This is a genomic window from Acidiplasma cupricumulans (genome assembly GCF_001402935.1).
Classification (GTDB): Archaea; Thermoplasmatota; Thermoplasmata; order Thermoplasmatales; family Thermoplasmataceae; genus Acidiplasma; species Acidiplasma aeolicum.
Map to the genome: position 1 here is coordinate 1 of NZ_LKBH01000174.1, position 13,689 is coordinate 13,689.

Here is a 13,689-nt window from a genome sequence, read left to right on the forward strand (position 1 = left end):
ATATTAATGTTTTATAATCCATTATGAATTTTGCGGTTCCGTTTTTTGATGTCATTTCAGATCTAACAGGTTACATTGACGGCACGAAAATATCCATGCCTGGTCAGGGCTGGTTTATAGCAAATCATATTGTAAGCTATTTTTACCGTAAAAATATAAAGACTTACATTGAAACATTACCGGCTGTAATGGTAAGAAAGAGGGCTATGGGAAATTTTCTGAGGATTGGGGGCCTGAGAATTAACCTCACTCCAGATATTGTTTTTTTAAATAAAAATATGATAAAACACATAAAATATATGAAATTGTTTGATTTTTATAAGGATTCCATTGTTATAGCCACAAATATTAATGACCTTCAATTGTGTGATATTAAGAATTATAAATCTGGGATTCCCAATCCAGTTTACAGTGCCCTTGGCATTGCTTTCAAAAAAATTTATGAGAAAAAGTGCGGGTACTTTGGTGATTTGAAGAAAAGTAGTTATTTTTCTAAGGCACACTACAGGGAGATACCGTCCTTGCTTTTAAAAAATGAAATCAACGCAGGTATATTGTGGCGTAGTGAGGCATTATACTGGAAATTTAAATACATTGAAATACCAGAAACAGAAACAGTTTTTTCCGTTGCGCTTTTAAATGAAAATGAAAATTCAAAACAAGTTTACGAGGCCTTACAATCAGGGGAATTAAATATTTATTATGACAAATATGAATGTTGTATTAATAAAAAGTCATAAACAATAAAAAGGAAATTTGTATAGATTAATATCATAAGATTATATTATTTTGGTGGCCTTAAGGCTGTAAAGACACCTATTAAAGTTATTGTTGACCCCCCTATTTGAAGGATTCCGGGTTTTACATCAAGCATGATAAAAGTAAAAATAAATGCGAAGACGGGTACAAGCAGTACACCAGCACTGGCCCTCACAGAACCAAGAGTTTTAACAGTGTTAAACCATAAATAGTATCCAAAAACCTGTGCAAGTATGGCGAGTATTAAAATAAAAAATATTACCTTCAGGGAAAATTTAAAATAAAAATCAAATGGCGTTATGGATATTGAAAATGGAAATGATATTAAGGCCATAAACGCGTTTAATTTCAAAACATTGGCATTCTTTAAATTTCTTGAATAAAAAACTGTTCCACCGGCCCAGAATATGGCAGCAATCAATGCTATTATTATTCCTATGTCAAATTTTACAGATGTAATTGAAAGGGACACACCGGCAAATGCAATGATGATTCCAAGAATTATACGCCTGGCAGGTCTGTAGCCAAGAAGCATTTCAAATATTATGACAAATATGGGCTGGGTGTATATCATAACAGATGCAAGGCCGGGGTTATTTGATTCTGATATTCCAAGATTTAATAAAGTTAAAAATGCAAATATATTTAAAAGCCCGGCAATCATCTCTTTTTTTCCAAATACATAACCCCTTGCCATGAAAAGAAAAAATATGGTAGATATCCCAATTCTGGAACATGAAATAATTAGCGGAGAAACATATACAGATATCTCCTTTGTAAATGGATATGTAAATCCCCAGATAACAACAAGGGGGATAAGAAATTTTATTCCTGAGAAATTTTGCATGGCATTATCTTTATTAAAAATAATATAAAAACTCTTCCAAGTAAACAAATAAAAGTATATTATAAAAGATATCATTAAGAGCCATGGACATAGATAAAATCCATAATGATGGGGAGAGTATTAAAAAAATGCTTGATGATGCAGGCTATTATAAAACTCCAGAGGATTATAATCCGGATTTAGAAGATAACAATATAACCTTTTCCAATGCATATCCAATAAAGGCCTTTGAAAAATTTTTAGGCTATTATGATTCTGATAATAGAATAGCATATAACCCATCAATTTCAATGCATACTGATTTTTCATTCTGCCTTACAGCATGCAGGTACAGAAAAATTGGTTCAAAAGATACTGTTGTCCTTGATGGAGTCAGTAATGAAAAATATGATAAAAAGGCCAGATTCGCACTTAATTATTTTAAAAGGGAATATAATATAAATGGTTTCTTTGATTTTTACATAAAAAGGTATAGGAATTATGGAAATGCGAAGGGTTTAAGTGAATCGTCAGCTGTTGCAGCCTCAGCATCTAGGGCTTTAATAGCAAATGTCTTTGGTTCAGACGCATCAGAGGATAATGTTTTTGTCTCAAGATATGCACGCCTTGTATCTGGGTCTGGTACCAGGGCCGCACAGAATGGCATATCCATATGGCTTTCATATCCAAAAATGGAGTTAAAGGATTGCGCGGCATTTAATCTGGGCAAAAATAATACAAAATTATATTATGGCATATTTCCTAAATATAGTGATATACCAACGGACAATGCACATAAAATAGCAGTAAACTCATTATTTTATGAAAAATGGGTAAATGAAAAATATATAAATATAAAAAAACTTATTTTAAACAATTTCGATGTAAATGACATGCTAAAAATTGCCGAAAATGATATGCTAAGATTAAATTCGGTACTCTTCTCAGGGGGGCTTGTAATTCAAACGCCCGAAAGTATAAGGCTTTTGCATGAAATATTAAAGTTTAAGGCGAAAAATGATGGGCTTTACTTCACAGCAGATACGGGGCCATCAATAATGATCCTATCCTTTGACCATTCTTTAATAAAGGAGTTTACAGAAAACGTTGATGATTCTTATCTTAATGGTTCATACAATTTTAACGGATACAAGCAGAAAATGAATGATTTTACCAAGGAGGCAAATGAATATTTTATTAAAATTAATTAAATACAACATTTATTTAAAAAACAGTTATAAACCAAATTGACATCAGAAATTATGATGAGATTATTCTCAAGGGAACAGATTAAAATCATCTCCCTTGTATCCATGACAATAGGTATGCGTACTCTTGGTTTATTCATGGTGCTTCCCATTTTTTCAATATATGGGTCTATATTTACAAATTCATACATTCTAATAGGACTTGCACTTGGAGCATATGGAATAACCATGGCAATATTTCAGACACCTTTAGGAATACTATCTGATAGATATGGAAGAAAAAAAATAATGGCGGTTGGAATAATTACATTCATAGCCGGAAATTTGATCTCTGCATACCCGGTAAATATATACGGTCTGATAATTGGCAGACTTATAGAGGGTGCCGGTGCAGTTAGCTCTGCCGGTATAGCCCTTGTACATGAAAATGTTAGCCCAACAACTAGAAATATTTCCGATGCAATTATAGGAATATCAATAGGTTTCTCATTCATGATAGGCGTCATTATAGGTCCTTTGCTTTCAATAGTCATAAACTATTCAGGGATTTTTATAATAGCGGCAATTATAGGAGGTATTTCATTTATTCCCTTAATTATGATAAAAGAATCAAAAAAAATAAAAGAGTTCTCAGCAAATTCTGGAATAGATAAAAAATTAATGATTGTATCATTTATCAGCTTTTTTATTTATTTTTATATGATTGTATTTTATTTATACCTACCATATTTTTCATTAAAATATGTTCCAGTTTCGGGATTTTATAAGTTTTTGATACCAGCGGTGATAATAGCAGGAATAATAGGGCTTTTAATAGCAAGACCTGCAGATAAGAATAAAACAGTTTTCTTTTCATTAGTTTCTCTTGTTGTGCTTCTTATAAGCATTCCAGTATATTTTATGAACCCATTTATTAAAAATATATATTATTACTATCTTGCGGTAACGCTATTTTATTCAGGATATATAATAAGCGAGACAGTTTTTCCAACACTTATAACAAGGCTGGCCAGAAGGGACAGTTATGGTGGAAATCTTGGATTTTACACATCAATGCAGCATGCAGGAGTATTTTTTGGGGCTGTTATAGCAGGCCTGCTTATTATAAATATAAATAGGGATATACCTGTAATGGTTCTTTTAATTATTTCAATAGTATTTTCAATATTTATGCTCTATTATGTGACAAAATTCAGGGAGGTATATCTGGATACCCATTAATTATTTTAAATGGTATAAACATACTGATAAGTTAAAGTTAATATATTTTGAAATTATATAGGAATCGCAGAGGTTACCGAGTCTGGACAAAGGTGCCAGATTAAGGGTCTGGTTCCGAAGGGGTTCGCGGGTTCAAATCCCGTCCTCTGCATTTTTATAATATATTCCTATAATTTTATTAAATATGTAGTTAATATTAAACATTTATTAAATGATTTATTATAGGGTCAAAATGGATGTATACACTGCAATTAAAAAAAGGCGGGACGTAAGATCATGGTTCAGCAATGAAAAAATACCTGACGAAATTATATCAAAAATATTAATGGCTGGGAATTATGCACCGTCAGTTGGTTTATCACAGCCGTGGAATTTTATTATAATAAAAGATATTGATATAAGAAAAAAAATAAAATCCATTGTTGATAAAAAAAGAATTGATTTTTATAATTCATTGCCTTATAATAAAAAGAATAAATTTGAAAGGATAAAGATAGAAGGTATTTTGGAATCTTATATTAATATCGCTGTGACATGCGATTTCAGCAGGAAGGGCCCGGATATAATAGGTAGATCAACAATAAGAGAAACATCCGAATACAGTGTTGTTCTTGCAATAGAAAATATGTGGCTTGCTGCAAGATCTGAGAATATAGGCATGGGATGGGTCAGCTTTTTTGACCCAGAGGATGTTAAAGATGTCCTAAAAATACCAGAAAGTATAAAATTAATAGCATATCTTACACTTGGAAAATTAACAGAGGATCATGATATACCTGAACTTGAGGAAAAAAACTGGGAAAAACGGAATAATTTATCAGAATACGTTTTTATGGATAGATGGGGAAATAACCCTGATAAAAGCTTTTGTGATTTAATAAAAAATACAAAATTATAAATTTTTTGTATAATTATATTTCTATACCTCTCATTACCGAGCCCTACTAACACTGGATGTCTGGAATGATGGGATTTTCCAGATAAATTGTATATATGCCCATGAGGTGATATATATGAACCTTCTGATCCAAACGGCATGGATCCAAAAATCCCATGGAAACTACCAATCACTTGCCCATGCATGTGGGCAGATGCTACAGGATTCATGGCCACAGAATGTTAATGTATAAAATATAAAAAAGAAAAACCTAGTTGAATTAACAGAACCGCAATGTTATGTTAATTTCCACTGTCAGAACATGCTTACCGGTTACCGCGAGGAGATATTAACTTATGTATAACAATTACATGAGACTTAAACCCACCATGGCAACAAACTTATATGAAAATATAATATTAGTGGTTGTGACCTCCAGAATAATTCCAATTGCTTTAATAATTATATTTATTTTGGTATCAATAAATCCTAGCCATACAGGTTCTGGCGGTAACAGAATCCTAACAGAGCCAGATAAAAATGTAAAAAGTCAGATAAGCACAAATTATGCATATTCAAGAGAGCCTGCACCGATGGGGATAGCAGATTATGGGATTGGTTATAATAACGTTCCCTATGAATATAATACAACCTCATTTATGGGTATTGTAAATATTACTTATATACACACATACAACTCTTCCATAAATTCAACACTGCCTTTTGGTAGATATGGCATGTCTGTACAGTTGAATACAGTTATGAGATTTTCATCTGGTGAAAAAACCTACGTTTACTGGGCACAGAATGTTGCAGTAATAAATACATCAGATAATGAAATAGCATTTATAGATAATGTTTGGAATATGTCGTCACAGGATTCTGTAATGAAAAATTCAACAATTTCTGGAAACGGAAGCATTTATGGGAATGCATATATAGCTTCTGCATCAGAAGCACTACCCGGCAATTATAAAAATCTAAAAACACCATTTTTTATTAAATTTATAACTAATGTAACAGAGGTAAATGGAAGACCTGAGTTGATTTTTATGTATAATGATGGTTATGGCTGGGTAACATACGATTCACCAGAATTTAAATTTGTATCCGGTCTCACGGCAAAACCTGTTTTTACGGTTAATGGGTATAAATTAACCCCGTCAGATAATTATTACGATGCCGAACTTGTTCTCGGTGGACCTGGAAATGGAACAAAAACGGTTGATGAAAAATCAAATATTGAAATGTATCTAAAGTACTGGAATGGACATAATTACCAGATGATAACAAATGCCTTTAATTATGGTTCTGACACGCAGGAGGGGATATGCAATGTAACAGATACATATAAATTTAATAATGGTTTTATTTATGCCTCAGTTATTAATTCATCATCCAATAATGAATTGAAGCAGATATATAATTTAAAGGATGTTGCGCTTGTTAATATAAGTTCAAATCTTAAATCTGGATATATTAGTATAAATGGCACAATGCATCAATTTTTTAACTGTGATGCAAATCTGACACTGGCACCGGGATATTATAATATAACGGTTTATTCATCGAATCGCCAGTTTATTAAATCAGAATTTTATCAGTTAAGATCTGGTGAATACCTACATATATTTGCCGGGGCCTTTTATAAAATAATTTTAAATGAAAGCGGTCTTCCCGTAGGTACAAAATGGTACGTAAATTATACATACAGCACCTCGAATATATCAAATAGCATAATTATTATGCTAAAAAATGGCTATTATTCCCTTAACATTTCATCAGCAAATAAAGATTACAGACCAGAAAATTATACAATTAACATAAAAGTCAGTGGAAATAATCAAACTGTTAATATTACATTTATTCCTGTGCTTTTTAACATAAATATAATCGAACATGGTTTGGGTCCGGGGCAAAAATGGACAATAATAATCAATGGAACAAAGTATGAAACAACTGAAAAAAGTATAAGCTTAGATGAAATGAATGGTACGTATGAATATAAAATACCAGAAACTAATGGTTTTTATTCCTCAAATCCTACAGGTATAATAAGGATAATTGGGAATAATGTTACAATCAATATTTATTATCATAAGGGCATGGTTGATGAATTACAAGAATATTTATATTTATTCGTTGCAGGCATAATTGTTGCAGCATCAATATTTATTATATTTAAAAAAAGAAAGAGAAGATAGTCATGTTTATTTTTATATAGGTATAGGATTTTAAAATTCATTAAAAAATGATAATTTTTAACTTTAATTTGATTACAAATGCAATTTAATTAAAGATTTAATATTTTATTAAATCCATAACAAAAACTTAAATTGTTTTTCACAATTATATATGCATGCACCAGAATAGTGATATTAAAACACTTGCAGAATTGCTTGTCCACTCATTAAAATTATATGGTCACAATTTTATCTTTGGAACCACCGGAGCAGGTGAGGCGGAGATACAGGATGCCATCTCCAAGGAGGGGGATATTAAATGGATACAGGCACTCCATGAGTTCACAGCGGTAAGTTCAGCCGAGGGATACAGCCTTGCAAAGAATAAGACGGGAATAGCACTTGTGGATAGGATAGTTGGAACACAGAATTCAATTGGGGCATTATACTCTGCGTACATAAATATGGCCCCAATGCTTGTTTTCTCATCAAGGGATATCGCCGGAACCCATCTGCTTAAAGACCCAACTGCACATTACTCATCAAAGCATTTACAAATTGTTGAGCCGTGGGTAAAATGGTCAAACAATTCACAGACAGAAAAAATGCTTGAAGAGGACCTTTCAAAGGCCTTATTTATTACCCAGCTGGAACCAAAGGGAATATCATTTATTACATTGCGGCATGACCTTATGCAGCGGCGTTATAATGGTATAAAAATCAGAATTAAGAATTTTTATTACAATTACAGGGTTCCAGACGAAAAAACCATAGCTATAATATCAAATAAAATCCTTGAGGCACAGCATCCGGAAATATTTATTTCACATGCAGGAAGAAATCCTGAATATGTTGAAACCATGGTAAAATTTGCAGAGATGTTTGGTATAAAGGTGAGGGAGAGAAGGTATTTCATGAGCTTTCCACTAAGGCATCCGCTGCACCTTGGCTTTTCACCCAGAATGAAGCCACCAGAGCTTGGAAATGATGATCTTGCACTTTTATTTGAATTTGGAATACTACCCGGAAATAAGCTAAATGAAAATGTTGATGTTATAGACTTTTCAACAGATTTTGTTAGAAGGCGTGATATATACAGTGGTGGCGATTACGGTTCTTCAAACCTCTTTAATTCCATGGATATAATATGTGACCTTGGCCCGACCCTTGAGGTTATTATGAAGCATGCAAAAATACAGGGCAGTGACATGAATTTAATTAAGGAAAGAAGGGCGCGTATAGAGGATAAGCATAATAAATTAATGGAGGAAATAAAGGAATCGGCAAATAATGATATAAAATCAGGCAGGATCACAGCAAGCTCAATAGGCCATATTATAAACAGCAACTGGGAAAATGGGATGACCTTCATTAATGGAAGTATATCGCTAAACACAAAAATAAATCTGCAGATGGATTTACCGGAACCAGGATCTTACTTCAGCAATCCCAGTGGCCATTTGGGATCGCCTGTTGGTATGGCCTACGGCGCATTTCTGGCAAAAAATGAGGAGAATTATCTAAATGGCATAAGAAATTATAAACCGGTTATATGTATAACAGGTGATGGGGATGCCATATTCGGCAATTTTACATCTGCATTATGGTCTGTAAAGCATTATAATCTGGGTGTTGTGTATATAATATTAAACAATGGTTCATGGGCTGTTGAATGGCCATATTTTGAAAATACTATAGAGCGCATTGTTGCTGAAAAACATGATCATCAGTTTATTGACCTTGATTCACCAAGAATCAGCTATTCAAAAATGGCTGAGGCATTTAGCATTTCATCATATGATGTTAGAACACTCGAAGAGTTTGATTCTGCACTTAAAAATGCCATTAATGGTGCAAGAAGGGGTGAGCCTGCAGTTATAGACATAATTATGGATAAATTTAATCCATAACATGCATTTATTTTAAAATGTTCATTAAAAAAGTCTAAATATATGTAAATAATTTTTATAATATGGAAATCACAACATATAATCCTTATAATAATGAAGTACTTGGCAAATATAAGGTAATGGAACTTGATGAAATAAAGAAAATTATATCAAATCTTAATAATAATCAGAAGAAATGGAGGGAAAATATAGATTATAGAATAGATAAAATTAAAGAATCAAGGGGTAACTTTGAAAAAAACATGAATGACCTTGCAAAACTTATGTCATCTGAGATGGGAAAGCCAATAAGCCAGAGCATTGCAGAGGTTAAAAAAACACTATGGTTATTTGATTATTATATAGAAAATGCAAAAAATTTTCTTGCCAATGAGTATGTTAAAACTGAGGCAAAAAAATCATATATAAGGTTTGACCCGCTCGGAACCATTTTAATAATTATGCCCTGGAATTTTCCACTGTGGCAGGTTGCCAGGGCTGCAATACCGGCATTGCTTGCAGGTAATTCGGTATTACTAAAGCATGCTTCAATAGTTAGCGGTACATCATTGAAGATTGAGGAATTATTTAATCTGGATGTTTTTAGATCAGTTATTACAACAGGGGAAATCATAGACCAGGCAATACAGTACTCAGACGGCGTATCATTTACAGGCTCAACTGCTGCAGGATCAAAAATAGCATCCGAAGCTGCAAAGCACATTAAAAAATTTGTCATGGAGCTTGGTGGGTCAGATCCTTACATAGTCATAGACTCATCAAATCTTGAGAATGCGATTAAAAACAGTGTGTTTGCCAGACTTCAGAATAACGGCCAGAGCTGCATAGCCTCAAAAAGATTCATAATAAAGGACGATATTTATAATGAGTTTTATGAGGGAATGCTTAATGAATTTGAAAAGGTAAGAACCGGTGATCAGCTTGATGAAAATACCTATGTTGGACCATTATCGTCAGAGGCACAGAAAAATATAATATTAAAACAGGTAAACGAGCTTAAATCATATGGCGAGGTCATTGAAACTGGAAAAAATGAGGGGAATCTAATTAAACCAATGATTGTGAAACTTAATAAAGACTATGGCGAGGAGGTTTTTGGCCCCGTTGCCATGATAAAGAGCTTTAAAACAATAGATGAGGCAATAAAGCTTGCCAATGATACACCATACGGTCTTGGTTCATCCATTTGGGGGGATGAAAATGAGGCAGAAAAAATGGTACCTTACATGGATGCAGGCACGGTTTCAATAAATAAGATCGTGGCATCTGACCCAAGGCTTCCATTCGGTGGGACAAAGAAAAGTGGAATTGGAAGGGAATTATCAAGATATGGTATTCTGGAATTTACCAATATTAAAACTGTCTGGATAAATTAAGATACTTTAAATCTATTTTTTAAATATTTTATAAGTTAAATGTAAATGTTTTTTATACATTGATAAGTTTAAATTTGTTATTGTAATTTATAAAGAGGGAAAAGCCCGAGGGCAGCCCACGCCGAAAGGTGAGGAAAGTCCCCCCTCCACGGCAGACTGCTTCCAGCGAAAACTGGATTTCCGAGAGGAAAGGTAAAGGGACAAGAAATAATACGGTTCCTGCCTAAGGATGATTTGTAGAAATGACGTTTGCAGGAGTGCCGATGAGAACCCTCCCAGCAGGGAGCAAGTCTAAATTGAATCCGTGAACACTGCCGTGAGATTCAGGTAAGACGCATAGTCGAATGCTGCCAGCCGAAAGGTGAACAGAAGGGGGCTTACTCCGGGCATTTCCACTCTTTTATCAATAATAAAATAACTAGGCTGTTTGGCTTAGTGCATTATTGTGCCCTCTCAAACCAATATAAAGTAACATTGCAATAATGAATGATATGTAATAACTTATATCAACACCACCAAGGTACATTGAGGATATTATTCCACTGTACAAAAATCCCGGATTCATAAAAGGGGCTGAAACCATTAATGCTATTAAATAACTTGTAATGCCCGTTTTATTATAATCGTTTATTATTGAAAATTTTTTATTTTTGTTTATTATAAAGAAATCTGCTATTATAATACCAATCCATGGCGTTATCCAGTAATCCAGTATAAAAAGAAAATCCTCATAGAATAAATAAAATTTGCTGTAGGTTATTATGGCGGTTAAAAATGTAATAATACTTCCAATTATAACAACTGTTGATCTTTTAAATTTAAAACCAATAACCTTAAGGGATAATGAATTTGAATAAAGGTTTATTGCATCTGCGGCTATTCCACCCAAAAATAGGGCAAAAAGACCAAAAACACTGTATTTACCCAGGACAATTTGCATATCAATGGCGGGATTTCCATTGGGATTTAATGATAGAATGGCAACCAGCATGCCGGCAATTTCAGAAACAAATGCAGCAGAAAAACTTCCAAAAAATACATAGGGCACAACACTCTTTTTATCCTGTGTGTATCTTGAGTAGTCACCGGCGTACGGCGTCCATGATATTATATCTGAAAATGATGCGGCCAGGGTTATTCCAATTGCCACAGAATAATTTATATTTAATGGGTCATATGATGATATCATGCTATATTTTGAAAATGATATAAGGATTATGAATATAAATAAAAATGCAAGCACTATGCCCATAATTTTTTCAAATACAGCTATAACATGATGACCGGCATACGATAGAAGGAATATGGCAGCAGTGAGTATAAGGATGGAAATTACGGAATATACATGAAATAAAAGTGTAAATGCAAAGGCTGCTAGTACCAGATTAACAGTGGTCCATCCAATTGTGTTTAGCCATTGAAGCGATGATAAAAAATTTCCAAATTTTTTGCCAAAGGCCCGCTTCCCTGCAGACATCTGTGGAAGTCCGGTTCTTGGGCCGGTTATGGATATTATGCCAAGGAGTATGGAACCAAAAAAGGTTCCAGCAAATAATGTTATAATTGTATAATAAATATTTAAACCCATAATAACTGGTATAAATCCAACCGCAAAATCCCCTATTGTTAGATTTGAGGCAAACCATATTGGAAATAGTTCTCGTGGTTTTACAACCCTTTTATCCTCAGGTACCTCACCATAATCGTATATTTCGTTGTAATGTGAGGATTTTTCTTTCAATTCCCTTGGTTAATTTCTAAATTATTCATAAACCTTTTTAAAACTTTTTTATATTGTGTTATTCTATGTTTCCAGTAAATAATTCCTATATAGCACCTAAATATAAGGCTTCAACTCTTATAAATGTACCTATGTAGCAGGGGAATTTAAGCCTGTGGAGATTGATGCCCCTGCCTGAAAGATTAAAAATAAGTCCGTATGTAAGGGCAAGCGTGGTCGATGAATCATGAGGCCTCATTGCCATGGCGTTAGGTAAATCACTCTTTCTGAATGTGTTCTAACAAATTTTTCCCAGCCGGCACCTCCTGTGCCTCATCAATTATTATTATGTTGTTATCTGTTTTTTAATCAGTTTTTTGTATGCATTGTATATATCGTCAAAGTTTTTGATATTGTTTTCAAGACTTTTATCATCAAAATTTATAATTAATTTATCCTCTGGATTATAACCTTTATTAATAAATGATAAAGCAACCTGCAGTGATATGAATGATTTTCCGGATCTACGCAGGCCACTTTCCGTTACTATATTAATTTCGTTTAATATTTTAAGTATTTTGTTAATATAAAACTCCCTTAAAATACCTGTATAAGGCTTTTTATCCCGGAAATTGCAATATGATAGAATGCTGATAAATTCTTCATTGGAAATCAGTATGTCACATACGACATAATTTTATATGAATATTGTGTCACATATGACATACTATTTAAAAAATCCAAATGATAAATAAAAAATAAAATTAAGGCAATATAAAAATACACACAAATATCTAATAATAAAATATTATAATATTTGAAGCAATAGAGTGTTCCGACTTCTATGATTTGTTATCATTGTACTATGCTCCTAGCAAGTTTAAGGTTATTTTAGCATATTTTTTATATTTAGGCCTTCAAATGCCATTAAATTATGTTCTTTTATTAATTTATCCGATACTTTATACGCAACATTACCTATCTAACTTGATATTCCTGCCACTTTTTTTCTGAATTTTCTACGGTGTTAGGGTTCTTTATTTTCTTTGAAGGTATTATAGTGATCTTTTTTAATTTTTATACATAAATTTGATAAACCTACGTTCATTTCAATAATTTTTAATATTAATTAGAATTGATTTATAATGGAATGCGATGCCGCCGTGGCGTTAATAATTGATAATGATAATTTTCTGTTAATAAAAAGGGCAGATCTGGGAGACCCCTGGTCAGGGCAGATGGCTTTACCTGGAGGGCATAGGGAAAAAAGTGAGACCTGCTGCGATACAGCAGTAAGGGAAACCTATGAGGAGGTTGGAATAAAAATAAGAATAACAAAATATCTGGGCAATTATTTTACATTAAATAAAACATTGTCCGTTGCCGCTTTTTTAGCCGAATGTGTAACTAAAAATGTTAAAATTGATAACGAGGTGTCAAAATTTTTCTGGGTTGGATTCAGAGAGCTTAAAGAATATGATGGCACATTTAGGTATGGGTCTTATATAATATTTGGACTTACCTATAGAATTCTTAAGGATTTTTCAAATATGCATTAAACTGTTAAATTTTTTAATTTAAGCTCAAATTTTAATGTTCATAAATAATA

At 32.9% G+C, this 13,689-nt stretch carries 11 protein-coding genes, 1 tRNA gene and 1 other RNA gene; 10 read left to right on the plus strand and 3 right to left on the minus strand.

From position 1 onward, the window contains the following. Positions 1–23 precede the first annotated feature (23 nt). On the plus strand, positions 24–740 hold the full coding sequence (locus tag AOG55_RS04610; RefSeq protein ID WP_048100793.1) for a substrate-binding domain-containing protein: 717 nt from the start codon (positions 24–26) through the stop codon (positions 738–740). Positions 741–784: 44 nt separating this feature from the next. Here AOG55_RS04610 and AOG55_RS04615 read toward each other — a convergent pair whose 3' ends face one another. Continuing rightward, positions 785–1,606, minus strand: a complete 822-nt coding sequence (locus tag AOG55_RS04615; protein ID WP_048100792.1) for a DMT family transporter — start codon at positions 1,604–1,606, stop codon at positions 785–787. 83 nt (positions 1,607–1,689) lie between these two features. Here AOG55_RS04615 and AOG55_RS04620 point away from each other — a divergent pair, with 83 nt between their 5' ends. The 8 genes from AOG55_RS04620 to rnpB all read left to right on the plus strand — a co-directional run bounded on the left by AOG55_RS04620 (position 1,690) and on the right by rnpB (position 10,752). Further along, positions 1,690–2,796 carry a mevalonate 3,5-bisphosphate decarboxylase gene (locus AOG55_RS04620; protein ID WP_048100791.1) on the plus strand — a complete coding sequence of 369 codons (1,107 nt, stop codon included), beginning with the start codon at positions 1,690–1,692 and terminating at the stop codon, positions 2,794–2,796. Between the two features lie 36 nt (positions 2,797–2,832). Next, positions 2,833–4,014: an MFS transporter gene (locus AOG55_RS04625; protein WP_231563381.1), complete on the plus strand. Its 1,182-nt coding sequence runs from the start codon at positions 2,833–2,835 to the stop codon at positions 4,012–4,014. Positions 4,015–4,080: 66 nt separating this feature from the next. Further along, a tRNA-Leu gene (locus AOG55_RS04630) sits at positions 4,081–4,165 on the plus strand. A gap of 81 nt (positions 4,166–4,246) precedes the next feature. After that, positions 4,247–4,912 (plus strand): 5,6-dimethylbenzimidazole synthase, encoded by a 666-nt coding sequence (gene bluB / locus AOG55_RS04635; RefSeq protein ID WP_048101316.1) that lies wholly within the window; start codon positions 4,247–4,249, stop codon positions 4,910–4,912. A gap of 335 nt (positions 4,913–5,247) precedes the next feature. Beyond that, positions 5,248–7,095, plus strand: coding sequence for a thermopsin (locus AOG55_RS04640; protein ID WP_054964178.1), 1,848 nt, complete (start codon positions 5,248–5,250; stop codon positions 7,093–7,095). Between the two features lie 155 nt (positions 7,096–7,250). Next, positions 7,251–8,984 (plus strand): thiamine pyrophosphate-binding protein, encoded by a 1,734-nt coding sequence (locus AOG55_RS04645; protein WP_054964295.1) that lies wholly within the window; start codon positions 7,251–7,253, stop codon positions 8,982–8,984. 62 nt (positions 8,985–9,046) lie between these two features. After that, entirely contained in the window at positions 9,047–10,360 is a 1,314-nt protein-coding gene (locus tag AOG55_RS04650) for an aldehyde dehydrogenase family protein (RefSeq protein WP_048100786.1), read from the plus strand. Between the two features lie 99 nt (positions 10,361–10,459). Beyond that, positions 10,460–10,752: RNase P RNA component (rnpB, locus tag AOG55_RS04665), an RNA gene on the plus strand. Between the two features lie 26 nt (positions 10,753–10,778). On the opposite strand, the gene AOG55_RS04655 is transcribed toward rnpB, so the two are convergent. Together AOG55_RS04655 and AOG55_RS09305 are read right to left on the minus strand one after the other, a co-directional pair. Further along, positions 10,779–12,101 carry a purine-cytosine permease family protein gene (locus AOG55_RS04655; RefSeq protein ID WP_052656646.1) on the minus strand — a complete coding sequence of 441 codons (1,323 nt, stop codon included), beginning with the start codon at positions 12,099–12,101 and terminating at the stop codon, positions 10,779–10,781. Positions 12,102–12,186: 85 nt separating this feature from the next. Continuing rightward, on the minus strand, positions 12,187–12,345 hold the full coding sequence (locus AOG55_RS09305) for a hypothetical protein (protein WP_156150260.1): 159 nt from the start codon (positions 12,343–12,345) through the stop codon (positions 12,187–12,189). Positions 12,346–13,225: 880 nt separating this feature from the next. Between AOG55_RS09305 and AOG55_RS04660 the strand changes: the two genes are divergently transcribed. Next, positions 13,226–13,639, plus strand: coding sequence for an NUDIX hydrolase (locus tag AOG55_RS04660; protein ID WP_048100785.1), 414 nt, complete (start codon positions 13,226–13,228; stop codon positions 13,637–13,639). Positions 13,640–13,689: the final 50 nt, after the last annotated feature.

What these genes read in the sequence shown, in the direction of transcription:
- AOG55_RS04640 (WP_054964178.1), top strand. Translation starts at nt 5,248, where the DNA reads ATGTATAACAATTACATGAGACTTAAACCCACCATGGCAACAAACTTA.
- AOG55_RS04650 (WP_048100786.1), top strand. Translation starts at nt 9,047, where the DNA reads ATGGAAATCACAACATATAATCCTTATAATAATGAAGTACTTGGCAAA.
- AOG55_RS04620 (WP_048100791.1), top strand. Translation starts at nt 1,690, where the DNA reads ATGGACATAGATAAAATCCATAATGATGGGGAGAGTATTAAAAAAATG.
- AOG55_RS04645 (WP_054964295.1), top strand. Translation starts at nt 7,251, where the DNA reads ATGCACCAGAATAGTGATATTAAAACACTTGCAGAATTGCTTGTCCAC.
- bluB (WP_048101316.1), top strand. Translation starts at nt 4,247, where the DNA reads ATGGATGTATACACTGCAATTAAAAAAAGGCGGGACGTAAGATCATGG.
- AOG55_RS04660 (WP_048100785.1), top strand. Translation starts at nt 13,226, where the DNA reads ATGGAATGCGATGCCGCCGTGGCGTTAATAATTGATAATGATAATTTT.
- AOG55_RS04610 (WP_048100793.1), top strand. Translation starts at nt 24, where the DNA reads ATGAATTTTGCGGTTCCGTTTTTTGATGTCATTTCAGATCTAACAGGT.
- AOG55_RS09305 (WP_156150260.1), bottom strand. Translation starts at nt 12,345, where the DNA reads ATGGCAATGAGGCCTCATGATTCATCGACCACGCTTGCCCTTACATAC.
- AOG55_RS04615 (WP_048100792.1), bottom strand. Translation starts at nt 1,606, where the DNA reads ATGCAAAATTTCTCAGGAATAAAATTTCTTATCCCCCTTGTTGTTATC.